This window comes from Brachyspira catarrhinii (assembly GCF_005518285.1).
In the GTDB taxonomy this organism is placed as follows: Bacteria; Spirochaetota; Brachyspiria; order Brachyspirales; family Brachyspiraceae; genus Brachyspira; species Brachyspira catarrhinii.
In genome coordinates, this window is the sequence record NZ_SJDU01000650.1 from 1 (window position 1) to 819 (window position 819).

The 819-nt window shown below is 28.6% G+C and carries 1 protein-coding gene; it reads left to right on the forward strand.

All coding sequences use genetic code 11. From position 1 onward, the window contains the following. The coding region (locus EZH24_RS12860) for a hypothetical protein (protein WP_161976183.1) at positions 1-505 on the forward strand (505 nt) is incomplete at its 5' end. Positions 506-819 lie beyond the last annotated feature (314 nt).

The window sequence follows — 819 nt, forward strand, 5'->3', positions numbered from 1 at the left end:
AACGAAATTTATTGTAAGAGGTTATTATGCCGAGTTTAACTTTAAACCTAACGGAGATTTGTATTGGGAAAATAGATTATTAAAGAAATTTCAAGGCGGAACTATAATAATGTATAGAAACGGTAAATTATGGACGGGAGGCTATAACACGACTTACGGAATAGGCGGAATTTATACTTACGCTGTAAGCAGAGACGATGCGAATAAATTGGGAAATGATACGGTAAAAGTATTATACAATAAAAAAAACGATTACGGCGGAAAGATAGGAAAAATCGAAGTGTTGGTATTAAATTATGGATTCTTTTGGGACGGCTATAGCGTTCATGGAATGTATATTCGTCCAAATAACATCCTTATTGTAGACAACTCGAATTGGAATTTAATATTCGGTTTCCAATCTTATAATAGGCGAACGGACGATTATTTGGGAAGATATTTTGGAGACAAAACGCCCGAAGAGAATATGAAGGCTTTGGAAAATACTTGGGATTATTGGAAATAATAAAATTTAAATTTTAACCATGAACAAGTAATAGAGGGATGGCTTTTTAGTCATCCTTTATTTTTTTAATTGATTGCTTCGCATATTTCGATACTTGCAATGACGAATAAATATAAAATAGCAATAATAATTTTTTTATTTGTTTTTTTGATTATTATAAATTATAATATTATTCAATAAATAAAATTAGAAATCAAATAAATTAAAAAGGTTTTATCAATAAATGAAAAATATATTTCTTATAATAGTTATTTTGCTTTCAATATTTGCTTGTAGCGATAACGACAATAAAAATACTTTCGGGCAAATTACAA